A 26,391-nucleotide genomic window follows, 5' to 3' on the forward strand; every position below is an offset into this window, starting at 1 on the left:
TCCTGGGACGGGGCGGATACGGGCCTCCGGCCCGGAGCCGGGTCGTCTGCGGGCGCCGGCAGCAGCGCCATCGCGCCGCCGCCGGTCGCGCCGATCAGCCGTAGATCCGGGTACTTGTCCAGCCACCCCGCGAAGGCGATCATGGCCATGCCCATGGTGACGTCGTCGAACCGGCCGATCTGCTCGACGAAGCCGATCTCGTCGACCCGTTCCGTGCCGACCGGTTCGGCCGGGGCGTGCACGAGGACCGGCGCCCCCGCCTCCGCCGCCAGCGCGAAGAAGGGGTCGGCGCGCGGGGAGCCGAGCAGCTCCCCGTGCACGCTGGACGTGGTGATCAGGCCGACGAAGGCCGGATCCTCCAAGGTCTCCCGCACCCCTTCGAGGTGATCGTCGTCCCCGAACGGGTTGGCGTACACATAGCCGCGCAACCGGTCCGGGAACCTGGCGATCAGCCCCGACATCCAGGCGTGGAAACTGCGCAGCCGGTCTCGTGGTTGCGCGTAGTTGTCCACGCCCGGTACTCGCGCCATCGCTCCGGCGCCGACGGGGCTGCCGATGATGGTGAGGTCGATGCCGGCCTCGGCGCGGGCGGCAAGCATGCCGTCGACGTCGGTCAGGCTCGGGGGCATGGGGAAGCGTTTGGCCGCCTCCGGCGGGGAGAGATGCCCGTGGATGTCGATGATCACGTGTCGCTACCCGGTTTCGGTGTGAGTGCGCGGGTGACTGCGGCACAGTCCTGATCGCCCAGTCCCTGCTCGGTGGCACGGACGTGGGTCTCTGCCGCGGCGGTCGCCAGCGGCAGACTCAGGCCCACTGTCGCCGCCTGCTTGGTAGCGAGCATGAGGTCTTTCGCCATCAGCCGCAGCCGGAAGTCCGGCTCCTCGAAGCGGCCGGAACCCAGGCGCCTGGACTTGAACGCCATGACCGGAGAGGCGAAACCGCTGCCCGCGACGGTCTTGAGGACCAGCTGCCGGTCGAGTCCGCAGGCGGCCGCCAATTCGGTGACCTCGGCCAGGGCCTGCACCTCCACGCCCATCAGCAGGTTGAGGCACAGCTTCATCCGCATGCCGGAACCGAGTGCGCCCAGATGGACGACCTCCTTGCCCAGCATCTCCAGCAGCGGGCGGCAGGCGTCGAACGACTGCTCCTCGCCGCCGACGAAGAGCCGCAGCTCGCCGTCACGGGCATGGTCGCGGTTGCCGAGCATGCCGACGTCCACGACCGAGGGGATGTCCCCGGCGATCTGGAGGACCTCCTCGGGGGAGACGGTGCTGGCGCAGATCAGGACGCCGGGGTAGGCGCCCTTGGCCAGCACGCCGTCGGGTCCGTGCAGCACGGAGCCGAGGGCTTCGCCGTCGGCGACGACGCAGATGGCGGCGCTCGTGCCCTCGACGGCGTCGGCGGGGTGTGGGGCGACGAAGGCGCCTGCCTCGGCAAGCGGTTCGGCCCGCCCCGGGGTACGGTTCCAGACCCGGACCTGTATTCCCCGGTCGAGGAGGCGGGTGGCCAGGCCGGTGCCCATCGTGCCGAGCCCGAGTACGGCGACGGGGCCGTTGGCGGTGCGCGTCATGACGTCACCCCCTTGGTCTCCTTGACGACTCGGAACCGCAGCGACTGCGTCGAGTCGACCCACTGGCGCAGCGGAGCCACCAGTGCGCGGTGCTCCGCGCTCTGCTGCCAGGCGAAGAAGTGCTCGGCCGTCTGCCACTCGCTGGTGATGACCCACTGCCGGGAGTCGTCCACGGGTGCTCCCAGCCTCTCGACGATGTGGCCGGGGGTCCGGGCGACTGACTTCCGGAGCTGGTCGTACAGATCCAGGAAGCCCTGCTCGCCGCCCTCGATCACTCGGACGGTGAAAACGACGCTCAGCTTGTCGGCCGGCTGGCCGTTGTTCCTCGTGCCCATATCTCCTCCTGAGGGTGAGATCCGGCAGGACACGACTCCCACAGCCTCATGTCCCCCGTGTGGACGCAACTCCGAATGGGGCACGGCCCAATGGGGGCAAGGGGACATCGGTCCGTGGTTGCTCCCTTCGGGTGAGTGACGAGGTGGTGTGTTTCGCCGACCACCGGGCGCGGATGGCCGCACCCGAATGGAGGTCTGCCTGGTGTCGACGGACGGGCTGGGGATCGACGGCGGATGAACAAGGTGAGGGAGGCAATCCGGGCGAGGAGGGCGGTGGCCACCGGATACGGCCCGTACTGCTTCATGGTGGAAGCTCCTCCTCAGGTATCGGGGAGGTCGGTCAGCCGAGTCCCAACCAGCCGAGGACCGTCTGGACGAGCAGGATGGTGGACATGCCCGCGACGCCGACGACGACGATGGTGGCGCCGATCCGGTAGCGGGGACCGTTGGCCGCCGCACCGAGCAGGGAACGTCGGTTGGTGAGCACCAGCAGGTAGACCAGCACGATCGGGCTGATCAGGCCCTGCAGGACCTGGGTGCCGATGAGCAGCTGGATGACGTCGACCGGGGTCATGGCGACCACCGCGCCGAGGACGATCTGCGCCGTGAACAGGCCCAGGAACAAGGGTGCGTCCCGGAAGCTGCGGGAGACAGAGCGTTCGACGCCGGCGGCTTCTCCTATGGCATAGCTGGCCGAGAGCGGGACGACCGCGCCTGCGAGGGCGGAGGCGCCGATCAGGCCCAGGGCGAAGAGGAGTTCGGCGTTCTGCCCGGCCACCGGCTTGAGGGCTTCGGCGGCCTGGGCGGCGGAGGCCAGCGGACCGGTGCCGCCGATCGCAGCGGCGGTGGCGATGATGATCGTCAGGCTGATGATGCAGGCGAACACCGCGCCGAGCATGGCGTCCAGCTTGATCAGCCGGTAGTCCTCGGGCTTGGCGCCCCGGTCCACGACACCGGCCGCGGCGTAGAACTGCATGTAGGGGCTGACGGTCGTACCGATCAGGGCGACCGCGAGCAGGACGAAGTCCTTGCTCGGCTCCACGTGCGGCACCACCAGGTGCTTGCCGACTTCCCCCCAGTGCGGATGGCCGAGGATCATCGCGATCGGGTAGGCGAAGAACGCCAGCGACATGATCAGGAAGATGCGTTCGGCCCACCGGTAGGAGCCGAACAGGACCAGCGACCACAGCAGAATCGCGGCCGGCGGGATCACCGCCCATTTGGGCACCCCGAGGAGCTCGAAGGCGGCGCCGATGCCGGCGAACTCGCTCACGACCAGACCGGTGTTGGCCAGCAGCAGGCAGAACACCGCCAGCGCGGTCAGGCGGAGACTGAACTGCTCGCGGATCAGGGCACCAAGGCCCTTGCCGGTGTGCGCGCCGAGGCGTACGGCCATTTCCTGGACCATGACCAGGGCGATGGTGACCAGCACCATGAAGAACAGCGTGCCGTAGGCGAATTGGGACCCGGCGGAGGCGTAGGTGGCGATACCTGCGGCGTCGTTGCCGGCGTTCGCGGCGACCCGGCCCGGGCCTGCGATCGCCGCGACCATGGTGATGCGGCGCCAGCCGGTGCGACGGGCGGGGACCGTCCCGGCGGCGGGAGCTTCCGGAGTCGCCACCGTGGTGTCGAGGTCGCGGGCGGTCACTGCAGGAACCTCCGGAAGTGCAGGCGCCCGCGTTCGGGCAGCAAGGTGTCCAGGACGTCGTCGGCGAGGATGCGGCCCAACGGGCGGCCGGAGTCGTCGACGACGAGGAGCGAGGAGACGCGGGCGGCCACCAGCTGCTCGGCCGCCTCGGACAGGCGGGTGCCGGGAGGAACGGTTACCGGCGGCCCGAACTGGGCCAGCCAGCCGGTCAGGTCGGCAACCTTGGTGCTGTCCTCGGCCACCGCCAGGTCGAACAGGGCGATGTCGGTGACGAGGCGGCCGTCGTCGTCCAGAACGGCGATGGCATCGATCTCGGTACGGTGCTCGGCCTGCGCGGCCAGCACGGCCCGTACCTCTGCGACGTTCTGCTCACGGCGGGCGGTCACCAGCAGCGTGGTCATCGCACCGCCGGCGGTTCCCTCCGGGTAGGTCAGCAGTCGGCGCAGGTGCGAGGCCCGGTCGGCGGGCATGCCCTCCAGCAGCCGCTCGCGCTCGTCCTCGTGCAGGTCGCGCAGCGCGTCCACGGCCTCGTCCGACTCCATCTCCTCCACCAGCCGGGCCGCATGCTCCGGTTCGGCCTCGCGCAGCAGGTTCTCCAGCTCGGCCGGCTCCATCTCCTCCAGCGCGTCCGCCGCGGTGGCCGGCTCCAGCATGTGCAGCAGCTGCTGACGCTCTGCTCTGCCGAGGTCTTCGAGCAGGTCGGCCAAGTCGGCCGGACGCAGCTGGTGCAGCCCGTGCCGGGAGGCACGCAGCTGGACCTGGGCGGGTCCGTCGGTGGCGTGCTCGGCGAACGGGGCGACGGATTGCCAGTCCAGCACCCGCTCCGGAGTCGGGCGGACCTGCCAGCGGCGGGGGCCGAGCCTCCGAAACAGGGTCGGCAGAGAGACGTCCACCCCGACCAGCACGACCCGGTCCGAGAGCGGGGCCAGGTAGAGGTCGGCGGCGCGGGTGACCTGCACGCCGTCGACGTCGACGAGCTGGTGGTCGAGTACGTCCCGGGCGAGCAGTACTTCGCCGGGGCGGCATACGCCCGCTGCGGTTACTGCCACGCACCGTGCCGGTCACCTTCGGTAAGAGCGGCCCGCCTCTCTCAGCGCTGCTGCCTGATGCGCTGGGCGACCGTGCTGTTCTCCGTCTCCCACCACGGACGCACGCGGTCCGCCTCCTCCCCGCCACCTCCCGCCGTGGGTGCCGCCGGAACCAGTTCCGCTTCCAGACGGCGGTCCAGACCGAGACTCTCGGCACGCTCGGTGCGCGCCCATTGCGCGAGAATCGCCAGCAGGAAGGGCAGCGCCACGAGCTCCGCGATGCTGATCATCGCGCCCCCGCCGAGCTGCTGGTCGCGCTGAACATCCGGTGACCAGGACGGCGCGTGATGCAGATACCAGGACCCGGCGATCAGCGTGCCATGGGTCATGACGACGATGCCGGGCACGGCGTCGATGACCCCGTCGAGGAACACCAGCGCCGCCCGCACCGGATGCGTGCACCAGGCGGGCAGGGCGTCCTCCCGGGTGAGCACCGGGACGACGAACAGACAGCCGGCCAGCAACAGGTGCAGGTACATCAGCTCGTGCAGCCAGCCGACGCGGAGAGCGGTCTCGAAGTACGGCGTGAAATACACCGTCAGCTCGGTCACCAGCACCAAGGCCGTGCTGACCAGCGGGAAGGTGAGCAGGCGCATCAGACGCGCGTTCACCACGCTCTGAACGCGCCCGGCGCCGCGCTCGGGCAGGGCCAGCAGGGCCAGGCCCAGCGGATCGCCGAGCGCCAGGCCCAACGGCGCGACCAGGTCGAGCAGAATGTTCTGGACCGCTGCCGGCCAGAACAACACGTGGTCGTAGACCGCCAGCGCGGACATCGTGGCCACGGCGAGTGTGCCCAGACCCAGCAACGCGAAGGCGGCGCAACGGGCCATTGGCCAGTGCTCGCCCCGGCGCCTCAGCCGCAGCACGCCCCAGCCGTACAGGGTGCCCAGAAGGGTGACGAGCAGCAGTGCTGGCAGATCCCATTGCCATGAGGAGAACAGCCGTCCCGTGGTGAGCTCCGGCAGACTTCCCATCGTGATCTCCCTCCACGGCATACCGGACATCCGGCCCGCCGAGGCACCCTACGCTGCGTGTTCCCCGAGCCGGTTGCGTACCTGGTGGAGACGCCGTCGTCATACCAGGCTCACACCAAGCCTTTACTGAGGGGCTGCGGCGTACCGCACCGAACCGAACGCCTGCGGCTGCTGCCCTGTACGCGAGTGCTGCACTGCCGCTCAGCAGGGCAAACCGCCCCCTCTGCACTCGGCCGTTTCCAGCAATCCTTCACCGAAGCGGAGAATCCCAGTGAGCCTGGGCGTCATTGGACAGGCAGCGGGACTGTTCGCCGTCACCAATATCGACGACATCCTGATCCTGTCGCTGTTCTTCGCTCAGGGCGCAGGGCAGCGTGGGTCCACCCGCAAGATCGTGATCGGCCAGTATCTCGGCTTCACCGCGATCCTCGCCGTCGCCGTCGCCGCCGCATTCGGCGCGACCTTCCTGCCCGAGTCCGCAATCCCCTACCTCGGTCTCCTGCCGCTCGCCCTGGGCATCAAGGCAGGACGGCGAGTATGGAAGAACCACCAGGACGGTGAAGACGACGAGGGCGAGGCCAAGAACGGAGGGCCGAACCCGCTGGAGGTCGCCGGCGTCACGTTCGCCAACGACGGCGACAACATCGGTGTCTACGTCCCCGTGTTCGCCACCGCCGGCATCGGCGGCATGAGCTCTACGCGATCGTCTTCCTGCTCCTGGTCGCCGTCTGGTGCTTCGCCGGGAAGCACTTCGCCACCCGGCCTGTCATCGCCAAGGCCCTCAGCCGCTGGGGCCACGTCCTCCTGCCCGTGGTCCTGATCGCCATCGGCCTGCTCATCCTCATCGAGGGGGGAGCCTTCGGCCTCTGACCATCAGCCCCGGCACCCGCCATCCGGCTGCGGCGATCCTCGTCGTCCCCGGCGGTACGCCTGCCCGGCGCACCCGCAAGACCCGCGTCCCGGTGTGGAAGGGCTACTACGAGGGCCAGGATTACGTCAGGGCCGTGCCGGTGACGACGTGTTTCCCGCGGTCACGGTAGGCGAGGCACGCTTGGCCTCCCGGCCTGCTGGGATCAGTGTGCTCGGGGCCGGGCAGGTGAGGCGCCGACAGGTGCACCTGAGATGCGGACGGCGAGTTCTGCCCCACGCGGACCGCGTCCGGGCAGCCCGGTCGGGCACCGAATGCCATTCGACGTGCGGGGTTTCAGCGGCTGCCGACAGGGTCGTTGGAGGACGCGCTCCGGCGAGTTCGTCACGGGCGGGAGCGGGACCGTGCGGTCCGGCGGCCCCGGCGGGTGCTGGTGTCGGACCGGTCGTGCCGATCAGGCGGCAGTACCGGGTTCGACTTCGGGTGCCGGCCGTCGTTGCCGCAGCGTCTGTGTCCCCGGGGCGCAGAAACTGGTCTCCACCCGTCCCCTGTCTCCGTATTCGGATATTCGGGCGCAATGGGTGCACCGGCCTCTCGTGACGGCGACCCGAAATGGCGAGTGCCCGAACGGTGCCGGCACTTCCACGACCGGTCTTCCACAACCGGTCTTCCACAACCGGTCTTCCACAACCGGTCTTCTGCGACCGGTCCTCTGCGCAGGGATGCGGGAACTGAACGGTCTCCGTCTCCGACTCGTAGAGAGGGAGCAGACAGGGCCGGGTGAGTCGCGGGCGGAGGTACGCATGCCCAGGCTAGGGGAGGGATGCCCGGGACACATGGCAGCATCTACCGCCGTGAGTGTGTCCCTGGCAGTGCGGAGCGTGCGCGCGGCGGTGTTCGCCGTGCTGTGCGTGCTGCTCGCCGCCGGTGGCCATGCCCTGGCCACGGGCGCTGCCCCGTCGGTGTGGACCCAGGTTGCCGGGTTCGTACCGGTGTTCCTGGGCGCGTGTCTGCTGGGCGGCCGTGAGCGGTCGCTGGCGGGCATCGGCGGCGTGACCCTCGTCGCCCAGGGCGGTCTGCACCTCCTGTTCCACGCCACCGGGCCCCATCACGCCGCGATGGTCATGGACGGGATGCGGATGACCCACGGTCATGCGCAGGCGGTGACGCCTCACGCGACCGCCGCGCATGTCGGAGCCGCCCTCGTGCTGACGTGGTGGCTGCGGCGGGGGGAGGCCGCACTGTGGTCGCTGCTGCGGCGGGCGATCTCGTTCCTGCCCGGGCTTGCCGCATGGTGGCAGGTGGTCGGAGGGGCGCGACGCATTGCGTGCACACCCGAGAACGCCAGGGGGCTCGGCGCGGAGTCCCGGTCACTGAGGGGGGTGCGGCTGCGGTACGCCGTTCACCGGCGGGGGCCGCCTGCGGGGACGGCGTACACGACCCGTTCCCGACACACCCGCCTTTCAGTACGGAGATCGATCCACTCATGTCCCCGAACCGCACCACTGTGCGCCGCGCCGGCACCGTCACGGCTCTGACCGCCGCCGGGCTCCTCGCCGCCGCGGGCGTCGCGTCCGCGCATGTCACCGTCCACCCGGAGAGCTACGCCAAGGGAGCCACGGACGGTGTCCTGACCTTCCGCGTGCCGAACGAGGAGGACGGCGCGAGCACCACCAAGGTGCAGGTCTTCCTCCCCACCGACCACCCCGTCCTCGGCGTGCTCGTCTCCCCGCAGGACGGCTGGACCGCGAAGGTCACGAACACCAAGCTCAAGACACCGGTCAAGACCGACGACGGCACCATCACCGACGCCGTTTCGGAGGTCACCTGGACCGGCGGCAAGATCGACCCCGGTCACTACGAGGACTTCAATGTCGCCTTCGGCCAGCTGCCCGACGACACCGACCAGCTGACCTTCAAGACCCTGCAGTCCTACTCCGACGGCAAGACGGTGCGCTGGATCGAGGAGGCACAGCAGGGCGACGACGAGCCGGAGAACCCGGCGCCGGTCCTCAAACTCACCGCCAAGGGTGCGGCGGCGGGCGATGCCACGTCGGCGTCCTCGTCCGCGCGTCCGAAGAGCGCCGCGAGCTCCGGATCGAAGTCGGCCGACGACTCGACCGCGCGGAGTCTCGGCGTCGCCGGCCTGGTCGTGGGCGTACTGGGACTGGCCGCCGCCGCGTTCGCGGTCGTGCGCACCAGGTCCGGCATGGGCGGGGACGCGTAGCGCACACGTGTCCTCCATGTGGCGCACGTCATAATTCGATGTCGGAACTCGGCTGGTGATCCGTCCGACTCCTACAGCGGTACGGCTGCAACAGCTCTCCGCCGTACGACGGCTCGACGCGACCAGGAAGGCCGAGCATGGCCGAGTCCCGACACTCGTCCCGCACCACGGACGTGGTTCCCCGCAAGCTGATGCCGCCGCCCGCACTCTGCGGCTTCCTGCTGCTGTTGGCGCTGGTCTTCACGGTGTCCTACGCCGTGGGATCGGCCGCCGGCCCGGTGGCCCCTGGCATACACGGCACCGGGGCCGGGACCGGCGGCGACGGGGGTGACGGCGGAGGCGGCGCCGGCACGGGGGACATGCCCGGGATGCACGGGGGCGGTGAGTGATGGGTGCCGAACCGGCGTCGCCGCTCGTGGTCACGGACCTGACGGTCGGCGGGATGACGTGCGCCGCCTGCGTGCGGCGGGTGGAGAAGAAGCTCGGCAAGCTCGAGGGGGTCACGGCGACCGTCAATCTGGCCACCGGACTCGCCCGGGTCAGTCATCCGGCGGGCATCCCGCCGGAGGACCTCGTCACGGCCGTCGAACAGGCGGGCTACGAGGCATCGCTCCCCGAGCCTCCCGCGCCGGAGGGACACGACGGGACAGCCGGTGACGAAGACGGGGCCGGGGCCGCCGCCCGGCAGGAACGCGAGCGCCTGCTCGTCACGGCGCTGCTCGCCGTCCCCGTCCTGGTGCTGTCGATGGCGCCGTCCCTGCAGTTCCGCAACTGGCAGTGGCTGTGCTTCGTGCTGGCGGCCCCGGTCGCGGTGTGGAGCGCCTGGCCGTTCCACGTGCGGGCGGTACGGGGGCTGCGCCACTCCACGGCCACCATGGACACCCTCGTCTCGCTCGGCGTGGTGGCGTCCTTCTCGTGGTCGGCGTACGCCCTGTTCCTCGGCGGAGCCGGTGATCCCGGCATGCGGATGCCGTTCAGCCTGCTGCCGTCCGCGTCGGACGGTGCCGCCCACGTGTACCTGGAAGCCGCGGTCGGCGTCCCGCTGTTCGTGCTGACCGGTCGGTTCCTGGAAGCGCGGGCCAGGCGGGGGACCGGAGCCGCCCTGCGGTCGCTGGCAGGGCTCGCGGCCAAAGAGGTGTCCGTGCGCGACGAGCACGGCGAGCGTTCCGTCCCGATCGAGCAGCTGAGGGTGGGGCAGGTCTTCGTGGTGCGTCCCGGAGAGCGGGTCGCCACCGACGGCCGGGTGGTGGAGGGCAGTTCCGCCGTGGACCTGTCCCTCGTCACCGGGGAGACTGAACCCGTGGAGGTGGGGCCCGGCTCGGCGCTGGTCGGCGGGGCCGTCAACGCCGGCGGTCTGCTGCTCGTCCGTGCCACCGCGATCGGTGCCGACACACAGCTGGCCCGGATCACCCGGCTGGTGACAGAGGCCCAGGCGGGCAAGGCGCGGGCACAGCGGCTGGCCGACGCGGTGGCCGGGGTGTTCGTGCCCGTCGTACTGGCCGTCGCCGTCACCGTGCTGGGCTTCTGGCTCGGCGCCGGAGCCGACCCGCAGGCGGCGATCACCGCATGCGTGGCCGTGCTCGTCGTGGCCTGCCCCTGCGCGCTCGGCCTGGCCACGCCGACCGCCCTGATGGCCGCCACCGGCCGCGGGGCCCAGCTGGGCGTACTGGTCAGCGGCCCGCAGACGCTGGAGGCGCTTCAGCACGTCGACACGGTCGTCCTGGACAAGACAGGCACTCTGACCTCCGGGCACATGACCGTCGCACGGGTGACCGCCGCGCCCGGCGGACTCGGCCAGGAGGCCGTCCTCCGCCTGGCCGGTGCGGTGGAGCAGGGCTCGGAGCATCCTCTGGGGCGGGCGATCACCTCGTACGCGCGACGGACGGGGAGCGAGGAACCGCTGCCGGCCGTGAGGGACTTCGCGGCCACTCCGGGGCAGGGGGTTCGCGGCCGCGTGGACGACCGCGCGGTGGAAGTACTGGTGCCGGACGGCGAGTTGCCGACCGCTCTGGCGGAGGCCCTGGCGGCGGCGGAGTCCGCCGCGCACACACCGGTCGTCGTGCGTGTGGACGGGATGCCCGAGGCGTTGATCGCGATCGGCGACGTCGTCAGGCCCGGCAGTTACCGTGCCGTGGACCGGCTGCGCAGGCTGGGAATCCGCCCGGTCCTCGCCACCGGCGATCGCGAGGCACCCGCCAGGGCCGTGGCCGACGCGCTGGGCATCGACGAGGTGCACGCCCGCTGCACCCCCGAGGACAAGGCGGCGCTGGTGCGGAGGCTGCAGGAGGAGGGCGGCCGGATCGCGGTCGTCGGCGACGGCGTGAACGACGCCGCCGCGCTCGCCGGAGCCGATCTGGGCATCGCGATGGGCAGCGGTACGGACGTGGCCATCGGGGCGGCCGACCTGACGCTGGTGCGTGGCGACATCGAGGCTCTCGGGGACGCCGTCCGGCTCGCCCGGCGCACGCTCGCCACGATCCGGGCCAACCTGGTGTGGGCCTTCGGCTACAACGTCGTCACCGTGCCGCTCGCCATGGTCGGTCTGCTCAACCCCATGGTGGCCGCGGCCGCCATGTCGGCCAGCTCGGTGCTGGTGGTGGGCAACAGCCTGCGCCTGCGCGCCTGGCAGCCTTCTCCCACCCCGGCGCGCGGGCGACGGCAAGAGAGGGCGGGCCACCGGTGAACGACATACTCACCCGTCTGTCGGCCCGGCTCACCCACCGCCGACGACTGACGGACACCCTCCTTGCCGTCCTCGTGCCCGTCGCTGCGTCCAGCCTGGCCCTGGCGGGCCTGACCACCTGGGTCGGCGCGGGCAACGCGGGCAGTCCGGCCCGCATACGCGTCACCGAGGGACGCGTCCTCCTTCCGGGCGACGGTTCCTCCGAGACGGCGGCGTTCTTCCGCATCACCAACGAGGGCGGTTCGGCCGACCGTCTGGTGGGCGTGACCTCACCCCGCGCTCCCGGCGGAGTCGGTCTGGCTCGTCATCGCATGGGGAGCGGCGCGACGGCCTACCGGGCCCCGGTCGGGTCGATCGAGATACCGGCGGGTGAGAGCCTCACCATGTCGCCCTATGGGGTGGACCTGACGGTGGCGGCCCCGGCCGGCGAGTGGCGGGCCGGCGACCTCGTGTCCTTCACACTGAAGTTCGGCCGCAGCGGGCAGGTGACGTTGCCCGCCGTCGTGGTCCGGCCCGGGACGGTGACGTTCTAGCGGCATCCGCCGTGGAGCCGTCGCGTTACAGAAGTCGCTGCCGATGCCCGTGGAGTTCCCGCCCTGCCGGTGTGTTGTGTGTCACCCTTCTCTGGTTGAGTCCGGGGGCAGGAGTCCGTACGTACCCCCTGACGACGACCGGACCACGGGTGCGAAGATAGGCGCGTCATGACTGTCAGAGGGTGGTGCCGCACGCTGCGGGCGGGAGTGTTCGCCGCCGTCTGCGTGCTGCTTGCCGCCCTGGGCCACGTGATGATGTCCGGTGCCCCGGTGCCCTGGTGGGCCATGGCGGCTGCTGCTGCCGGGACGGGTACAGCCGGATGGTGCCTCGCCGGCCGTGAGCGCGGACGCGCACTGATCGTCACTGTGGTGGTCGCGGTCCAAGCGGTGCTCCACGAGACCTTCTCCCTGGCCCAGTCGCACGCTTCCGGTCCGAACGCGGGTTCACCGGACATGGCGTCCGACATGGGCTCCATGCGCATGGGGTCCATGGACATGGGCTCCGTGCACGTGGACGCGATGGACATGGCGGCCACGGGGCACGGCAGTCACGGCATGCACAGCATGGGAGGCGGCGGCGCATTCGGCATGTTCGCCGCCCACCTGTTGGCCGCGGTCCTGTGCGGCCTGTGGCTCGCGTACGGCGAGCGCGCGGTCTTCCGCATCCTGCGGGCCGTCGCCGCCCGCCTGGTGGCACCACTGCGGATGCTGCTCGACCTGCCCGTGCCGCCAAGCCGTACGCCGGTGCGTCGGCGCCGCGACTCCGGTCGCCGGACCCTGGCACGACTCCTTCTCTGTTACGCGATCACCTCCCGGGGGCCTCCCGTGGGTGCTGCTGTCGCCTGAGACAGCCGGAACCACCGGGGCTTCCCCTCTTCTTTCTCAGCAAGCCGCCTGAGCCTTCCTCAGAAGAGTTCATCGGCCGTGTCGCAAACGGTTCCTGAGGAACCTGCGCGAACACGAGCCTGCGCGAGCCCCGGGCACCGCCGTACCACCCGTACGGCCGCACGCCATTCGCCGGAGAGCCATGGCCTCACCCTGGGCCGGCCCCGGATGACCTGAGAAGGACACCTCGTGATCACTTCTGTGCTGCCTGCTCCGCGAACGCGCAAGGCCTCGGCGGACGCGTCGGCGACCGCCTGGGCGCTGGCCGCCCGAAGCGGTGACCCGGACGCCGCCGAACGGTTCGTGCGCGCCCTGCACTCGGACGTGCTGCGCTACGTCGCCCACCTGGGCGCGGATCCCCAGACCGTCGACGACCTGACCCAGGACACGTTCGTGCGCGCCCTCGGCAGCCTGCATCGCTTCGAGGGGCGCGCCTCGGCCCGTACCTGGCTGCTGTCCATCGCCCGCTGCGCGGTCGTCGACAGTTTTCGCCGCGCCGCCGTCCGGCCCCGGACGGCGGACACACATGACTGGCAGACGGCTGTGGAGTGCGCCCAGCCGCGCGGTCTGCCGGGCTTCGACGACGGCATCGCGCTCCTCGACCTGTTGGAGACGCTCCCCGGCGAACGTCGTGAGGCCTTCGTTCTGACCCAGGTGGTGGGGTTGTCCTACGAAGAGGCGGCCCGGATCGTCGGCTGCCCGCTGGGCACGGTCCGTTCCCGCGTGGCCCGCGCCCGGATGACGCTCGTGGGGCTGCTGGTCGAGGCCGACGGCCCCGGCCAGGACGCGGGTGTGGAGCAGCCCGCCCGCCGCGCGCCCGCCACGGCGGCCTGAGGGCAGTGACGTCGGCGTCACCTCCGGACGAACCTGGGAGGTGGCGCCGGCGCCCGCCGCGGACGGGCACTTCACTTCGCGCCGGCGACCACTGGTGTCCGCACGGCGACCTTGCCCGTGTACCGGAACCAGAGGTTGTAATCGACCGTCGCCCCGGGGGCCAGGGCCGGGGGATCCAGGATGACGACGCCGATACCTCCCGGAGCCATCCGCACGCGGCCGCCGGCCGGGACCGGGACGGACCGCACCCGGTCGTTCCGTCCCGGGCCGGTTGTACGGATCATGCTGATGCCCGCCTCCGGGGAGTCGGCGTAGAGCAGCGTGTCGCCGACGGCACCGGTGTTCCGGATCTCGAAGTAGGCGACGGCGGAGGCGGTCCCGGCCGGGGCGACGAGCCGCGCGTCCACCACGGTGATCCTCGCAGGCGGATCCCCTGCCGCTCCGCTGCCCGTGTAGGCGACCAGCAGAGCCAGTGCTCCGCCGCACGCACCGAGGGGAGCCAGAACCGGACCGGCAACTCTTCTGAGGGAAACGGCGATGCATTTCGTGTTCCAGGTCACACAGGAGTAGTCGGTGGCCGGTGGCCGTAGGTTCCCAGGACTGTCGTGGGGCGGCCGGGAACTCGGCAGGGCGGTCGTACGACTACTGGGACGTGGGACAGAGCAGATGGCGATCACACGGCGCTCAGCAGCGGCTCTGCTGGCCCTCGGACGATCCGGTCGCACTGGACGTGCGACTGCGTGACGTCCGATGGCGAGCGGGTGCGACCGAGGTCCGGGGGCTGCACCTTGACGTACGTGCCGGGGAGCACGTCGTGCTGACCGGCGTGTCGGCCCTGGCCCGTACGGTGCTGTTGCGTGCGGTGACCGGGCTCCAGCAGGTCAGCGGCGGTCGGATCACCGTGGCCGGGCGGGACAACCGGAACCCCGCCGAACGGGCCTGGCGCACCAGGGCCTGCGCGTGGCTTCCGTGTGTGAACGTGGCGCCCGGCCCAGTGGTGCGCGCCGACACGACGGGGGCGCCCGGCGCAGGACCGGCGGTGACTTCGTGCAGCGAGGACCGGCCGGGGGGCGGCCGGCTGTCGGACCGCCCGACGGGCTCCCTCGCGCGCGGAGAAGTGCAGACGTGGCGCGCGCGATCGACTGCGTGAGGGAGGGAGCGGGCGTGCTGGTGGCGGACCGTCCCACCACGGGGTTGGAAGACGCCGACCGGCACGCCCTCGCGCGACTGCTGGCCGAGGCGCCCGTCACCGTGCTCGTCGCGACCGACGACCCGGCGCTCATCTCTCTCTGCGACCGGGTGGTGGACATCGCAGCGGCCGACCGGCACGAAGGGGCCGGCTCGACCCTCGTGGCCCCCGGGACGAGCGGAGGCGGCAATTCCCGTACGGGCGCGGCACATTGACCGAAAGTCGCGGGAACTCACTCGGTCTCCTGTCCGACTACTGATGCGACGGCGCGGCACAAGTACGGTCGCGGCTTCGGCCAGGAGGGCCTCATGACACCCGAGATAGAGAACGCGTTCGCGGTGATCAGAAGCGAACACGGTGCGGAATCCCTCAGCAGGGTGGAACGGATGCTGGAGCCCGGCGGGGGAGGGGCACGCCATCCCCTCCAGAAGGGAGCCAAGTGGGTCCTGCCGGGGCTGTCTCCCACCCCGTGGCACGATCCCTGGGCCTACCCGGAACTGACCCCCGTCATCGAGGCGCTGGAATCCGCTCATCCGGTCATCAAGGCCGAGCTGAACTCGGCGTGGGCGCTACGGCGGGAGGCGTTTTCCGACTACGAGCACTACCTGACCCGGCAGAAGGACTGGCAGGCTCTCTACCTCTACCGCGACGGTGCACTGGTCGAGGAATCGACGGCAACCGCCCCCACCGCCCACAAGGTACTCAAAGAGTTCGCCGTCGACACGGAGAAGATCTGCCCTCTCCTGGAGTGCCACTTCTCCACCCTGATGCCCGGAGCATCCATAGCACCGCATTGCGATCTGTGGAACTTCAGCATCAACCTGCATCTCGCCGTGGACATCCCCGACAGGTGCAGCATCACCGTCGCCGGTGAGACCCGTTCCTGGCAGGAGGGCAACTGTCTGCTCTTCGACTACTCCTTCGAGCATGCGGCGCGCAACGACGGCGACCGTCCCCGCACCTGCCTCCTCGTGGACCTGTGGCACCCGGAAACCACCATTCCGGAACGGCGGGCGCTGGTGACGCTCATCTCGGAAATCAGGCGACTGATGGGGGAAAGCTGACCGCCTGAAACTCCTGAAAAAAGAACCGGCAGTTTTGCACTGTCGGTTTTCAATGCTGCCCTGAAAGGTGAATATCCGGCCCTGGGGGAGTATGCGGGGCGGCCATTCTCAAGTTCTCCTCGGGGTGCTATCGTGACCGAAAATGATCGACGGATTCGATATTCGTCTCCATTTAAATCTTCTTCTTTATCGGTGAGGGGGGACCGGACGGTGCCGGCACGACTGCCTCTTCTTCTCCTGGCGCTGGCTCAGCTGGTCATCGCCCTCGACTACAACATCGTCTACGTCGCTCTCCCGGACATAGGCGCCGGCCTCGGCTTCCCGGAGCACGACCTGCAGTGGGTGGTGAGCGCGTACGTCGTGACGACGGGCGGCTTCCTGCTGCTGGGCGGCCGAGCCGCGGATCTGCTGGGCCGGCGCCGGACGTTCGTCGCCGCGGCACTGATCTACGCGGGTTCCTCACTGGTGGGCGGGTTCTGCCAGACCCCGGGTGCGCTGGTCGCCGTGCGGGCGGTCCAGGGCATCGGCGGGTCCCTGCTGTTCCCGGCCACCCTGTCCCTGATCAACACGATCTACGCCGAAGGACCCGACCGGAACCGGGCGTTGGCGGTGTGGGGGGCCGCGGGAGCGGGCGGACTGTGCTTCGGCTCCCTGCTCGGCGGAGTTCTGGTGGAGGCGTTCGGCTGGCCGTCGGTGTTCTTCGTCAATGTCCCCGTGGCAGTGGCGATCGCGTGGGCGGGCAGGATCCTGTTCCCTGCGGACGTCCCCCGGCCCGGAACGCGGAGATTCGACCTGGCGGGGGCACTGACCGGGACCGGAGGCATCACCCTCCTGGTGTTCCTGCTGGTGCACGCGCCCGCGGCAGGCTGGAGCAGCGCTTCCGCGCTGGTGAGTGCGGTGCTCGCGCCGACCCTCCTGACGCTCTTCGCCGTCGTCGAGACACGCTCGTGCGATCCCCTGGTGCCGACCCGGCTGTTCAGGCGTCGCGGGCTCGTCGCAGCGATGGCCGTGACCGCCGTGTACAGCGCTACCTTCAGTTCCCTGCCCTACTTCCTGACCTTGTACTTCCAGAACGTGCGCGGATACAGCGCGTTCGCGACCGGCCTCGCCTTCCTCGTCCCGGCGGTGGTGGTCGCTGCCGGAACCCAGGCCGGCGAGCGGGCCGTCGCGGCCGTCGGCGTGCGGCGCATGCTGGTCGGAGGCATGGCACTCGGCGCGCTGGGAGCGGCCGCCCTAGGTCTTGCGCTCACCGAGCACGGGTCGTACCCCTTGCTGCTGCCGGGCATCGTGCTGCTGGGCCTGGGCCAGGGATCCGCCTGGACCGGCATGTGGATCACGGCTGCCGCCGGTGTCGCCCCCGAGGACCAGGGCGTGGCGTCGGGCCTCGTCTCCACCAGCCTCCAGGTCGGTGGCGCGGTGGGTCTCGCGGTGCTGGTGGCGCTGGCGGGAGCCGTCGGGCACCACCCGGCGGACGGTGCCCCGCTGGCCGGGATAAGGGCCGCCGTGTTCGCGATAGCGGCCGGAATCGCCTGCGCCGTACCCCTGACCCTGGCCGTGCGCACGAAGACCGCGGGTCCCTAGACCTCTCCTGCCGTCCCGGGCTCGTCCGGGCGCCCCCGGAACTCCCACACCTGGAGAACAGCCGTGCCCAGTAATGCTCCCAGCCCACCTGCTGCCGTCCTGTGCGGACTGGCCGGATGGGTGCCGTCCCGCGTGGTAACCAACGACGAACTCGCCGAGCGACTCGACACCGACGACGCCTGGATCCGCACCCGGACCGGCATCCGGCGCCGTCATGTGGTCGAGCCCGGCCAGGCGACGTCGGACCTGGCCGTGGAGTCCGGGCGCCGAGCCCTGCGCCATGCCGGAGTCGACTCCGTCGACGCGGTCATCGTCACCACGACCACCCCGGACCGCCCGTGTCCGGCCACGGCGCCGACGGTCGCAGCCCGGCTCGGTCTGGCCGGAGCGGCCGCCTTCGATGTGGGTGCGGTGTGCACCGGGTTCGTGTACGGACTGGCCACGGCTGTCGGGCTGATCACCTCGAGCGTCGCCGAACGGGTCCTGCTCATCGGCGCGGACACCTACTCCACGATCGTGGACCCGCTCGACCGGGCCAACGCGATCATCTTCGGGGACGGCGCCGGGGCCGTGGTCCTGCGTGCCGGTACGGCCCGGGAACCGGGTGCCGTGGGCCGGTTCGACCTCGGAAGCGACGGCGCGCACGAGAATCTGATCACGATCGCGGCGGGCGGTTCCCGCCAGCGTTCCACCAGAGGCGAAGTGCAGCGCCGCGACCGGCACTTCGCGATGCGCGGCAACGAGGTCTACCGCCACGCGGTGACCCGTATGGCCGGGTCCGCGCGATCCGTCCTGCACGCGTCCGGCTGGAAGATCGACGACGTCGACCACTTCGTGCCCCACCAGGCCAACCTGCGCATCCTGCACTCGGTCGCCGACGACCTGGGCCTGCCCCGGGAGCGCTGCGTGACCAACGTCGACTCCGTCGGCAACACCGGCGCCGCCTCCATCCCGCTCGCCCTCGCCGACGCGGCCGCCCGGCAGGCGATCCGCCCCGGCGACCGGCTCCTGCTCACCGCCTTCGGCGGCGGCCTCACCTGGGGCTCCTGCCTGCTGACCTGGCCCGAACTGCCCGTATCGGCCCACCCGTACGACCGAGGAGAAGAACCCACCTCATGAGCACGACCACCTACCACCAGTTGGTGGAGATCCTCGCGAAGCTGCACGACGCCCCGGCCGACCGCTTCACCCCCGAGGTCACCTTCGCCGACCTGGACGTCGACTCGCTGACGATGGTCGAGATCAGCATCCGCATCGAACGCGACCTCGGCGTCACGGTGCACGACAGCGAGCTGCGGCGCACCCTCACCCTCGGCCGCACCGCCGCCCTGATCGATGCAAAACGGGCGCGCTGAAACAGGCCGGTTGACCTCCCCTCACGAAGGAAGACGACGCTCATGAAGATCTCCGAACAGCTCGGTGCGGCCCTCGGCGCCACGGTCGAGGACTTCGACCACGCCACCGCGTCCGACACGGACATCGAGACGCTCAAGCAGACCGTCTACACGAAGAAGATCGCCGTCCTGAAGGGCCAGGACCTCTCCCCCCAGCAGTTCCTGGACCTCGGCAGGCGGCTCGGGCGTCCCGAGACGTACTACGAGCCGATGTACCACCACCCCGAGATCCGGGAGATATTCGTCTCCTCCAACGTCCCGGAGAACGGCAAGCAGGTGGGCGTACCGAAGACCGGCAAGTTCTGGCACGCCGACTACCAGTTCATGCCCGACCCCTTCGGCATCACCCTCATTTACCCCCAGGTCATTCCGCAGCGGAACCGCGGTACGTACTTCATCGACATGGGCAGGGCCTACGCGAAGCTGCCGGAGGACCTCAAGAAGGAGGTCGCCGACACCCACTGCCGGCACTCGGTCCGCAAGTACTTCAAGATCCGCCCGCACGACGTCTACCGCCCGCTCTCCGAGATCATCGAAGAGGTGGAGCGCAAGACCCCGGCCGTCCTCCAGCCCACCACGTTCATCCACCCCCTCACGGGCGAAACGGTCCTGTACATCAGCGAGGGCTTCACCGTCGGCATCGAGGACGCGCACGCCAACCCGCTGGACGACGGCCTGCTGCACCGCCTATTCGAGGCCACCGGCCAGCTCGACGACACCTTCGAACACGACAACATCCACCTGCAGAGCTTCGAGCAGGGCGACCTGCTGATCTGGGACAACCGCAGCCTCATCCACCGCGCCCGGCACACCACCACCCCGGAGCCGACCGTCTCCTACCGCGTCACCGTCCACGACGAGCGCAAGCTGCACGACGGGATACGGGTGCCATGACCACACCCGCCGTCGACCGCTCGTACGTCACCGACGTCGACCTGCTCGCGCGGGTGCTGGTGCCGTACAAGGAACACTGCAAGTACCTGAAGGCCGCCGACGTCACCGTCGGCCCCGAACGCACAACGGCGGTGTGCGAGTTCGCGATCCCGGAGTCCTGCTACATCGACGACACCGGCCACCTGAACTCGGTCGAGGTCAACATCGCCTACAACCAGATGATGTACTACCTCGTCGCGAAGTCCGTGAAAGAGGGACTCCTGGCCGGGTTCGAGAACTGGACCCTGGACGACTTCTGGCGACACCAGCTCCCGGACATCCTCATCGCCCGCTTCGCGGGCACCTTCCGGCGTCCCGTCAACCCCCGTTCCTTCTTCGGGGAGATGAGGTTCCTGTCCGTCAGCCGACGTGAGCCCAGCGGCGGCAAACCGTTCCTGCACGCCGAGACCTCGTACCGCTACTGGGACGCCGACGGCGGCCGGTGCGACGGCGAGGCGACTCTCGCTTTCGTCAACGTCCGCTGAGCCACCGAAGGGATCGCCCATGGAGACGCTCGTCCAGACCACCCGCTTCCACGCCGACCGCCGGCCCGACACCCCGGCCGTGCTCTGCGAGGGCCGCAGCCTGTCCTACGGTGAACTGCACCGCGAGAGCAACCGCATCGCCCACGCCATCCGCGCCGCCGGACTGACCGAGGGCGACCGAGTGGCGTACCTGGGCAAGGAGTCCGAGCACTACTACGAGATCCTCTTCGGCTGCGCCAAGAGCGGCACCGTCCTGGTCCCCGTCAACTGGCGGCTCACCGCACCCGAGGTCAGCCACATCCTCCAGGACTCCGGCACCCGGCTCCTGTTCCTCGAACCGGAGTTCGCGCCGATCGTGGACCGCATGCCGACCGCCCCGCCCGGGACGGTCGTACCCCTCGGCCCGGACTTCACGGTGTGGAAGGACGAACACCCCGACAGCGACACGAAGTTCGACGCCACCGCCGCCACTCCCGTCGCCCAGCTCTACACCAGTGGCACCACCGGCCTGCCCAAAGGCGTCGTCCTCGCCCATCGCAGCTTCTTCGCCATCCGTGAGGCCCTGACGAGCGAAGGGCTCGACTGGATCGACTGGCGGGACGGTGACATCGCACTCGTCGGCATCCCCGGCTTCCACATCGGCGGCCTGTGGTGGGCCACGCAGAACCTCAACGCGGGCACGACGATCGTGGCGATGCGCGCCTTCGCCGCCCGCCGGGCCGTCGACCTGATCCGCGACCTCGGCATCACCACGGCCTGTGTCGTTCCTGCCATGCTCCGCATGATGCTCACCGAACCGGGTGTCGGTGCCAAGGACTTCACCACGCTCCGCAAGGCCGTCTACGGCGGCTCACCGATCTCCGAGAGCCTGCTGGAGGAGAGCCTCGCCGTACTGGACTGCGAGTTCGCGCAGATCTACGGGCTCACCGAGACCGGCAACACCGCCGTGTGTCTGCCGCCGGCCGACCACGTCCCCGGCGGACCCCGCATGCAGGCCGCCGGCCATCCCTATCCGGGCGTCCGTGCCAAGGCGATCGACGACACGGGCAGGGAACTGCCGCCGGGCGAGATCGGCGAGGTCTGCCTGTACACCCCGGCCCGGATGGTGGAGTACTGGGGCCTGCCCGACAAGACCGCGGAAACCCTCGTCGACGGGTGGATCCACACCGGGGATGCGGGCTACGTCGACGAGGACGGTTACATCTTCATCCGCGACCGCATCAAGGACGCCATCCTCGTCGCCGGTGAGAACGTGTACCCGGCGGAGATCGAGAACGTGCTGGAGCACCACCCGGGTGTGGCCGAGGCGGTGATCGTCGGAGCTCCCGACGAACGCTGGGGCGAACGGGTCCACGCGTTCGTCGTCCCCGTCCCGGGGGAGCAGCCGAGCCCGCGCGACCTGCACACCTTCCTCGTCCCGCGCCTCGCCGCCTTCAAGCTGCCCTCGGCCTACGAGTTCATCGACCACGTACCACGCAACCCCAGCGGAAAGATCCTCCGCCGCGAACTGCGCGACCGCTTCTGGGGCGACTCCGCCCGCAAGGTCAACTGACGCCGCCGCCACCCGTCGTAGAGAGAACCCATGCCTGAATCCCTCACCCCGGAGAGCTTCCGCGCCGACCTCGCGGAGTTCCTGTACCTGCGGCCCGACGAAGTCGACCTGGAGGAGAACCCGTTGGACGCCGGCCTCGACTCCCTGCGCATCGCCACGCTGCTCGAACGGTGGCAGGCCGCAGGCGCGGACGTCAGCTTCGTGGACCTCGCCGAGCGCACCTCCTTCGCCCAGTGGTGGCAGCTGCTGACCGAGCGCCGGGGAGGTGCCGCACGTGCCGACACCTGAGTCCGCGCGCCGCCACCCTCTGCTGGCCGCCCAGGAAGGCATCTGGACCGGCCAGCAGCTCGACCCGGACAGCCCCGCCTACAACACGGCCGAGTACGTGCGCATCGAGGGCCCGGTGAACGCCTCCGTCTTCGACGCCGCGCTTCACCTCGTCGTCGGCGAGACGGAAGCCCTCAACGTCACCTTCGGCACGGACGACGAGGGCCGTCCCCGGCAGGCCGACACCCCGGCCGGCGACTGGCAGTTGCACACGGCCGACCTCACCGCCGAACCGGACCCGCACGCCGCCGCCCTCGCGTGGATGGCCGCGGACATGGCCCGCCCGGTCGACCTCACCCGCGGCCCCGTCTTCGGCCACGCCCTGCTGAGGACCGCAGAAGACCGCCACCTCTGGTACCACCGCGTCCACCACATCGCCCTCGACGGCTTCGGCCTCTCTCTGGTGGCCCGCCGTGTGGCCCAGGTCTACACCGCCCTCATGGCGGGCGAACCCGTCCCCGACAGCGGATTCGGCACCCTCGAATCCGTCCGCGCCGAGGAACGCGCCTACCTGGAGTCCCCCCGCCACACCAAGGACCGCGCCTACTGGACCGACCGGTACGCCGACCGCCCCCCGGTGGCCACCCCGGCGGGCCGGTCGGCGCTGCCCGCCCGCACCTTCCACCGGCGGGTCACCGACCTCGACACCACCCAGGCCGACGCACTGCGCTCCGTCGCCCGCGAGCTGTCGGTCACCTGGTCCGAGGTGCTGCTCGCGGCGACCGTGGCCCACCTGCACCGCCTCACCGGGGCGCAGGAGATCGTCCTCAGCCTGCCGGCCATGGGCCGCCTCGGCTCCGTGTCGCTGCGGGTCCCGGCCATGGTGCGCAACATCCTGCCCCTGCGCGTCGCCGTCTGCGCCGACGACAGCCTGCGCGACCTCGCGGCCCGCGTGTCCCGCGAACTCCGCGCCGGTCTGCCGCACCAGCGCTACCGCTACGAACAGCTGCGCCGCGACCTGAAGCTGGTGGGCGGTCAGCGCAGGCTGTCCGGGCCCGGCGTCAACATCATGCCGTTCGAGTACGACCTGCGGTTCGCCGGACACCGCAGCACCGTCCACAACGTCTCCGCCGGTCCCGTCGACGACCTCGCGGTCAACGTGTACGACCGGTCCGACGGCACCGGTGTGCGGATCGCGGTCGACGCCAACCCCGAGCTGTACGAGGCAGCCGAAGTCGGCGCGTTCCAGGACGGGTTGCTCGCGCTGCTCGGCGACGCGATGGCCGCTCCCGACCGGCCCCTGCGCCCGGCCTCCGCACCGGTTCTGGACGGCGGTCCGCTGCCCGCCCCCGCCCGCCCGGCGCTCAGCCTGATCGCCGACCATGCCGCCCGCAGGGGCGGAGCCGTCGCCGTGGAACACGACGGCGACAGCATCACCTATGCCCGGCTGTTCGGCAGCGCGCGCGACATGGCCCGCCGCCTGGCCGCCAGGGGCGTCGGACGGGGCGATCTGGTGGCCGTGGCGCTGCCCCGGGGCATCTACGCCGTCACCGCCGTCCTCGGCGTACTGCTGTCGGGCGCGGCCTACTGCCCGCTCGACCCGAATGCCCCCGCCGAGCGGACGGCTCAGCTGCTGAACGAGGCCGCGCCCGCCCTGGTCCTCACCACGGCACCCCGAGCGAGCGCCTTCGCGGGCAGGCCCGTCCTCACACCCGACCAGCCGGACGCGCCCCTCGGCCCCACGCCGGTACCGCCGTCACCCCGGAGCCTCGCCTACGTCATCCACACCTCCGGGTCCAGTGGCCGCCCCAAGGCCGTCGAGATCAGCCACGGCGCCCTGGCGCACTTCGTGGCGGGCGCCACCCACCGCTACGGGCTGCGCCGCGAGGACCGGGTACTGCAGTTCGCGCCGCTCCACTTCGACGCCAGCGTGGAGGAAATCTTCCTCACCCTCTGCGTCGGCGGGACCCTCGTCGTCCGCACCGAGGAGATGACGGAATCGGTCCCACGGTTCCTGGAGGACTGCGCACGCCTGGGTGTCAGCGTGCTGGACCTGCCCACCGCGTACTGGCACGAACTCGCCTACACGCTCTCGACGGGAGCCCCGGCCCTTCCCGAAGGCGTGCGGGCGGTCGTCATCGGCGGCGAGGCGGCGCTCCCGGAACGGGTCGAGCGCTGGCGCAAGGCCGTCGGCACGTCGGTCGAGCTGTTCAACACGTACGGCCCGACCGAGGCGACCGTCGTGGCCACCGTCGCCGACCTGCACGATCCTGAGCTCGCCCCCGGCGACGTACCCATCGGACTGCCGCTGCCCGGCACCCGGGCCGCCGTCGTCGACGGGGAGCTGTACCTCCTGGGCGACAACCTGGCCCTCGGCTACCGAGGGTCCGGCGCCCCCGACGCCACCCGCTTCGCCCCTCTCGCCGAGCTCCCCGGCGCACCCCGCGCCTACCGCACGGGCGACCTCGTGCGCATCGGCGAGGACGGGCAGTTTCGGTTCCTCGGCCGGGCGGACGAGGAGTTCAAGATCAGCGGTCATCGTGTGCATCCCGCCGAGGTGGAGAGCGCGCTGGTGACCCATCCGCGGATCCGCGAAGCCGCGGTCGTCGGGCAGACACTGCCGGACGGCACGCGGCGCCTCGCGGCCCATCTGGTCACGGACCCTCCGGCTCCCTCGGCCTCCGAGGTGAGGGCCCATCTGAGGGCCAAGCTGCCCGCGGCGATGATCCCCTCCGCCGTCGAACTCCACGACCGCCTGCCCCGCACCCGGTCCGGCAAGATCGACAGGGCCGCGCTGAGCACACCCTGCGCCCCACAGGCTCCGACCGCCGGAAGCCCGCTGGAGCGGACGATCGTCGCCGTCTGGCAGCACGTCCTGGGCGCGGACGACGCCACCGCCGAGGACGACGTCTTCGACCTGGGAGCCCAGTCACTGCAGGCCATCCAGGTCGCCAACCGGCTCGGCGTGGAACTGGGCCGCGACATACGGGTCGCCTGGCTCTTCCAGTACCCCACCGCCGCCGAACTCGCCCGCTTCCTCGACGACCGGTCGCCCGCTGCGACCGGACTCCCGGCGGCCCTGGCCACCGACACCGTCCTCGAGCCGGACATCAGGCCCGGTACCGGCCACCGTCCGGACGCACTCCGGCGCATCCTGCTGACCGGCGCCACCGGATTCGTCGGAGTGCACCTGCTGGCGGAACTCCTCGCCACCACGGACGCCGAAGTCGTCTGCACCGTCCGCGCGCGTACCACCGACGAGGCCATGGACCGCGTCCACCAGGCCCTGGCGCAGCACCACCTCGCGCTCCCCCAAGACGCGAGGCAGCGCATCAGCGCACTCCCCGCCGACCTCGCCCGCCCGGGGCTCGGCCTGGCGCCCGAGGACCTCAGCCAACTGGCCGACACCTGCGACGCGATCTTCCACAACGCCGCGACGGTCAGCATCATGCGGGAGTACGGCACCCTGCGCACCGTCAACACCGAGTCCACCCGGGACCTGCTGCGCCTGGCCGCCCCCCGGGCGATCCCCCTCCACTACGTCTCCACGCTGTCCGTGACCCCGCCCGTGAGCCACAGTCCAGAGGTGCGGGAGACGTTTCTGGCGCCCCACCCCGGTCTCCGGTACGGCTACCAGCAGTCGAAGTGGGCTTCGGAACGGCTCCTCGAACAGGCCGCCGAACGAGGACTGCCCGTCACCGTGCACCGCCTGGGCCGCGTGGTCGGACCTGGAGGCACCGGACTGGTGAACGCACGGGACTTCCTGTGGAGTGTGCTGCGGGCGGGCATCCCGGCAGGGATCGTCCCGCACCTGTTCGAGGACGAGATCTGGACACCGGCGGACTACACCGCCAAGTCCCTCGTGCATCTCGCCCTGACCACCGCCGGTCCTGTCTTCAACCACGCGGCCGTCCCGAGGGTGCGGCTGAGCGACGTCTACGACTGGGTCGAGGAGTACGGCTACCCCGTACGACGTCTGCCGCTCAGCCAGTGGCGTGATCTGCTGCCCCGCTCGGCCGACGTGGCCGCGACCACGCTCGCCTTCTTCGACTCGAACGAGACGAGCGGGAGCGGGGCTCCCGACCTGCGCCTCGGGCACATCCACGCCGACAACGTCCGCAACGGACTGCGCGGCACCGGCATCACCTGCCCGCCGGTCGGCCGGGACCTGGTGTTCCGGTACCTCGACCACTGCGTGACCACGGGGACACTGCCCGCCACGGCCGGACAGCGGCCTCATCCGGCAACCCGCGCAAAGTAGTTGGAGTTCGCCGGGAACTC

24 protein-coding genes and 1 pseudogene are annotated in these 26,391 nt (G+C 70.7%); 18 read left to right on the forward strand and 7 right to left on the reverse strand.

Going from position 1 to position 26,391, the window contains the following annotated elements:
- The 6 genes from AB0H32_RS22615 to AB0H32_RS22640 form a co-directional block, all read right to left on the reverse strand.
- On the reverse strand, positions 1 to 686 hold a 686-nt coding region (locus AB0H32_RS22615; protein ID WP_361123472.1), incomplete at its 3' end, for an amidohydrolase family protein.
- A complete protein-coding gene (locus tag AB0H32_RS22620; protein WP_361123475.1) occupies positions 683 to 1,570 on the reverse strand; it encodes an NAD(P)-dependent oxidoreductase in 888 nt (295 codons plus the stop codon). The genes AB0H32_RS22620 and AB0H32_RS22615, both read right to left, overlap by 4 nt.
- Entirely contained in the window at positions 1,567 to 1,905 is a 339-nt protein-coding gene (locus AB0H32_RS22625; RefSeq protein ID WP_361123478.1) for an antibiotic biosynthesis monooxygenase family protein, read from the reverse strand. Before AB0H32_RS22625 ends, AB0H32_RS22620 begins: the two co-directional genes overlap by 4 nt.
- Before the next feature lie 340 nt (positions 1,906 to 2,245).
- Positions 2,246 to 3,553 (reverse strand): divalent metal cation transporter, encoded by a 1,308-nt coding sequence (locus AB0H32_RS22630; RefSeq protein WP_361123481.1) that lies wholly within the window; start codon positions 3,551 to 3,553, stop codon positions 2,246 to 2,248.
- On the reverse strand, positions 3,550 to 4,602 hold the full coding sequence (locus AB0H32_RS22635; protein ID WP_361123484.1) for a CBS domain-containing protein: 1,053 nt from the start codon (positions 4,600 to 4,602) through the stop codon (positions 3,550 to 3,552). Before AB0H32_RS22635 ends, AB0H32_RS22630 begins: the two co-directional genes overlap by 4 nt.
- 41 nt (positions 4,603 to 4,643) lie before the next feature.
- Complete coding sequence (locus AB0H32_RS22640) at positions 4,644 to 5,615, reverse strand: cytochrome c oxidase assembly protein (protein WP_361123487.1); 972 nt, start codon at positions 5,613 to 5,615, stop codon at positions 4,644 to 4,646.
- 271 nt (positions 5,616 to 5,886) lie between these two features.
- On the opposite strand from AB0H32_RS22640, the pseudogene AB0H32_RS22645 reads away from it, so the two are divergent.
- The 8 genes and pseudogenes from AB0H32_RS22645 to AB0H32_RS22680 all read left to right on the forward strand — a co-directional run bounded on the left by AB0H32_RS22645 (position 5,887) and on the right by AB0H32_RS22680 (position 13,645).
- Positions 5,887 to 6,485: pseudogene (locus AB0H32_RS22645) on the forward strand (cadmium resistance transporter).
- Between the two features lie 834 nt (positions 6,486 to 7,319).
- Complete coding sequence (locus AB0H32_RS22650) at positions 7,320 to 8,021, forward strand: hypothetical protein (RefSeq protein WP_361123490.1); 702 nt, start codon at positions 7,320 to 7,322, stop codon at positions 8,019 to 8,021.
- Positions 7,970 to 8,710 carry a YcnI family protein gene (locus AB0H32_RS22655; protein WP_361123493.1) on the forward strand — a complete coding sequence of 247 codons (741 nt, stop codon included), beginning with the start codon at positions 7,970 to 7,972 and terminating at the stop codon, positions 8,708 to 8,710. The genes AB0H32_RS22650 and AB0H32_RS22655 overlap by 52 nt, the downstream gene beginning before the upstream one ends.
- A 137-nt stretch (positions 8,711 to 8,847) precedes the next feature.
- Positions 8,848 to 9,099: a hypothetical protein gene (locus AB0H32_RS22660; RefSeq protein WP_361123496.1), complete on the forward strand. Its 252-nt coding sequence runs from the start codon at positions 8,848 to 8,850 to the stop codon at positions 9,097 to 9,099.
- The gene (locus AB0H32_RS22665; protein WP_361123499.1) at positions 9,099 to 11,393 is read left to right on the forward strand and encodes a heavy metal translocating P-type ATPase; all 2,295 of its coding nucleotides are present in this window, start codon (positions 9,099 to 9,101) and stop codon (positions 11,391 to 11,393) included. Before AB0H32_RS22660 ends, AB0H32_RS22665 begins: the two co-directional genes overlap by 1 nt.
- Complete coding sequence (locus AB0H32_RS22670; protein WP_361123502.1) at positions 11,390 to 11,926, forward strand: copper chaperone PCu(A)C; 537 nt, start codon at positions 11,390 to 11,392, stop codon at positions 11,924 to 11,926. The genes AB0H32_RS22665 and AB0H32_RS22670 overlap by 4 nt, the downstream gene beginning before the upstream one ends.
- A 168-nt stretch (positions 11,927 to 12,094) precedes the next feature.
- The gene (locus tag AB0H32_RS22675) at positions 12,095 to 12,772 is read left to right on the forward strand and encodes a hypothetical protein (RefSeq protein ID WP_361123505.1); all 678 of its coding nucleotides are present in this window, start codon (positions 12,095 to 12,097) and stop codon (positions 12,770 to 12,772) included.
- A 228-nt stretch (positions 12,773 to 13,000) separates the two neighbouring features.
- Positions 13,001 to 13,645, forward strand: a complete 645-nt coding sequence (locus AB0H32_RS22680) for a sigma-70 family RNA polymerase sigma factor (protein WP_361123507.1) — start codon at positions 13,001 to 13,003, stop codon at positions 13,643 to 13,645.
- Between the two features lie 71 nt (positions 13,646 to 13,716).
- Here AB0H32_RS22680 and AB0H32_RS22685 read toward each other — a convergent pair whose 3' ends face one another.
- Positions 13,717 to 14,052 (reverse strand): copper chaperone PCu(A)C, encoded by a 336-nt coding sequence (locus AB0H32_RS22685; RefSeq protein ID WP_361123510.1) that lies wholly within the window; start codon positions 14,050 to 14,052, stop codon positions 13,717 to 13,719.
- A gap of 718 nt (positions 14,053 to 14,770) precedes the next feature.
- Between AB0H32_RS22685 and AB0H32_RS22690 the strand changes: the two genes are divergently transcribed.
- From AB0H32_RS22690 to AB0H32_RS22735, 10 genes are all read left to right on the forward strand, one after another.
- Positions 14,771 to 15,049 (forward strand): hypothetical protein, encoded by a 279-nt coding sequence (locus AB0H32_RS22690; protein WP_361123513.1) that lies wholly within the window; start codon positions 14,771 to 14,773, stop codon positions 15,047 to 15,049.
- 93 nt (positions 15,050 to 15,142) lie between these two features.
- Entirely contained in the window at positions 15,143 to 15,898 is a 756-nt protein-coding gene (locus AB0H32_RS22695) for an aspartyl/asparaginyl beta-hydroxylase domain-containing protein (RefSeq protein WP_361123516.1), read from the forward strand.
- Positions 15,899 to 16,108: 210 nt separating this feature from the next.
- A complete protein-coding gene (locus tag AB0H32_RS22700) occupies positions 16,109 to 17,479 on the forward strand; it encodes an MFS transporter (RefSeq protein ID WP_361123519.1) in 1,371 nt (456 codons plus the stop codon).
- A 63-nt stretch (positions 17,480 to 17,542) separates the two neighbouring features.
- Positions 17,543 to 18,598 carry a beta-ketoacyl-ACP synthase III gene (locus tag AB0H32_RS22705; RefSeq protein WP_361123522.1) on the forward strand — a complete coding sequence of 352 codons (1,056 nt, stop codon included), beginning with the start codon at positions 17,543 to 17,545 and terminating at the stop codon, positions 18,596 to 18,598.
- The gene (locus AB0H32_RS22710) at positions 18,595 to 18,834 is read left to right on the forward strand and encodes an acyl carrier protein (protein ID WP_361123525.1); all 240 of its coding nucleotides are present in this window, start codon (positions 18,595 to 18,597) and stop codon (positions 18,832 to 18,834) included. Before AB0H32_RS22705 ends, AB0H32_RS22710 begins: the two co-directional genes overlap by 4 nt.
- A gap of 42 nt (positions 18,835 to 18,876) precedes the next feature.
- The gene (locus tag AB0H32_RS22715) at positions 18,877 to 19,767 is read left to right on the forward strand and encodes a TauD/TfdA family dioxygenase (protein WP_361123528.1); all 891 of its coding nucleotides are present in this window, start codon (positions 18,877 to 18,879) and stop codon (positions 19,765 to 19,767) included.
- Positions 19,764 to 20,291, forward strand: coding sequence for an FcoT family thioesterase (locus AB0H32_RS22720; protein WP_361123531.1), 528 nt, complete (start codon positions 19,764 to 19,766; stop codon positions 20,289 to 20,291). The genes AB0H32_RS22715 and AB0H32_RS22720 overlap by 4 nt, the downstream gene beginning before the upstream one ends.
- 19 nt (positions 20,292 to 20,310) lie before the next feature.
- Positions 20,311 to 21,843, forward strand: coding sequence for a long-chain-fatty-acid--CoA ligase (locus AB0H32_RS22725; protein WP_361123534.1), 1,533 nt, complete (start codon positions 20,311 to 20,313; stop codon positions 21,841 to 21,843).
- A 30-nt stretch (positions 21,844 to 21,873) separates the two neighbouring features.
- On the forward strand, positions 21,874 to 22,131 hold the full coding sequence (locus AB0H32_RS22730) for a phosphopantetheine-binding protein (protein ID WP_361123538.1): 258 nt from the start codon (positions 21,874 to 21,876) through the stop codon (positions 22,129 to 22,131).
- Entirely contained in the window at positions 22,118 to 26,371 is a 4,254-nt protein-coding gene (locus AB0H32_RS22735) for an amino acid adenylation domain-containing protein (protein ID WP_361123541.1), read from the forward strand. Before AB0H32_RS22730 ends, AB0H32_RS22735 begins: the two co-directional genes overlap by 14 nt.
- The last annotated feature ends 20 nt before the right edge of the window (positions 26,372 to 26,391 follow it).

Origin of the sequence: Streptomyces sp. NPDC020362, assembly GCF_040642095.1 — a bacterium.
Lineage (GTDB): Bacteria > Actinomycetota > Actinomycetes > Streptomycetales > Streptomycetaceae > Streptomyces.

What these genes read in the sequence shown, in the direction of transcription:
- AB0H32_RS22620 (WP_361123475.1), bottom strand. Translation starts at nt 1,570, where the DNA reads ATGACGCGCACCGCCAACGGCCCCGTCGCCGTACTCGGGCTCGGCACG.
- AB0H32_RS22625 (WP_361123478.1), bottom strand. Translation starts at nt 1,905, where the DNA reads ATGGGCACGAGGAACAACGGCCAGCCGGCCGACAAGCTGAGCGTCGTT.
- AB0H32_RS22640 (WP_361123487.1), bottom strand. Translation starts at nt 5,615, where the DNA reads ATGGGAAGTCTGCCGGAGCTCACCACGGGACGGCTGTTCTCCTCATGG.
- AB0H32_RS22650 (WP_361123490.1), top strand. Translation starts at nt 7,320, where the DNA reads ATGGCAGCATCTACCGCCGTGAGTGTGTCCCTGGCAGTGCGGAGCGTG.
- AB0H32_RS22655 (WP_361123493.1), top strand. Translation starts at nt 7,970, where the DNA reads ATGTCCCCGAACCGCACCACTGTGCGCCGCGCCGGCACCGTCACGGCT.
- AB0H32_RS22660 (WP_361123496.1), top strand. Translation starts at nt 8,848, where the DNA reads ATGGCCGAGTCCCGACACTCGTCCCGCACCACGGACGTGGTTCCCCGC.
- AB0H32_RS22665 (WP_361123499.1), top strand. Translation starts at nt 9,099, where the DNA reads ATGGGTGCCGAACCGGCGTCGCCGCTCGTGGTCACGGACCTGACGGTC.
- AB0H32_RS22675 (WP_361123505.1), top strand. Translation starts at nt 12,095, where the DNA reads ATGACTGTCAGAGGGTGGTGCCGCACGCTGCGGGCGGGAGTGTTCGCC.
- AB0H32_RS22695 (WP_361123516.1), top strand. Translation starts at nt 15,143, where the DNA reads ATGACACCCGAGATAGAGAACGCGTTCGCGGTGATCAGAAGCGAACAC.
- AB0H32_RS22710 (WP_361123525.1), top strand. Translation starts at nt 18,595, where the DNA reads ATGAGCACGACCACCTACCACCAGTTGGTGGAGATCCTCGCGAAGCTG.
- AB0H32_RS22715 (WP_361123528.1), top strand. Translation starts at nt 18,877, where the DNA reads ATGAAGATCTCCGAACAGCTCGGTGCGGCCCTCGGCGCCACGGTCGAG.
- AB0H32_RS22720 (WP_361123531.1), top strand. Translation starts at nt 19,764, where the DNA reads ATGACCACACCCGCCGTCGACCGCTCGTACGTCACCGACGTCGACCTG.
- AB0H32_RS22725 (WP_361123534.1), top strand. Translation starts at nt 20,311, where the DNA reads ATGGAGACGCTCGTCCAGACCACCCGCTTCCACGCCGACCGCCGGCCC.
- AB0H32_RS22730 (WP_361123538.1), top strand. Translation starts at nt 21,874, where the DNA reads ATGCCTGAATCCCTCACCCCGGAGAGCTTCCGCGCCGACCTCGCGGAG.